This window comes from Pseudotabrizicola sp. L79 (assembly GCF_036553525.1).
Taxonomy (GTDB): Bacteria; Pseudomonadota; Alphaproteobacteria; order Rhodobacterales; family Rhodobacteraceae; genus Pseudotabrizicola.
Window position 1 is genome coordinate 1 of sequence record NZ_JAZHDA010000049.1, and the last position, 473, is coordinate 473.

Annotated in this window: 1 protein-coding gene; it reads left to right on the forward strand. The window is 60.5% G+C overall.

The features are described from left to right. Nucleotides 1-233: NAD(P)/FAD-dependent oxidoreductase (locus V3C85_RS11770; protein WP_331795300.1), on the forward strand; the 233-nt coding region annotated here is incomplete at its 5' end. Nucleotides 234-473 lie beyond the last annotated feature (240 nt).

Consider the following 473-nt stretch of genomic DNA (forward strand, 5'->3'; position numbering starts at 1 on the left):
CAGCCCAACTTGCCGATTGGCGGCTGACGCCTGTCGGGTCAGAGGGGTATCGCACCGCCGAAGTCACGCTGGGCGGTGTCTCGACCGAGGCGCTTGACGCGCGCAGCCTGCAAGCCAAATCGGTGCCGGGGCTGTATTTCCTCGGCGAAGTGGTCGATGTGACGGGCTGGCTGGGGGGCTATAACTTCCAATGGGCGTGGTCGTCGGGCTGGGCGGCGGGGCAGGTCGTCTGACCGTGGCCCCCCCCCCGCACCCGTCAGGCGCTGACCAGTTCGCGCAAGATTTCGGCGGTCATCGAGATAATAACATAGATGCCCGCAAAGATAAGCAGCGCCACCATCGGGTTTTCAAAGACCCGTGTATAGGCAGACTAAACATCGGGAATCCGCGAAAACGAGATCTACAGATATAGCACAATACGTTTTGCCTCGCAGCTCGAGGTTACCATAGCCTGCAACCATTGCGACAGCACA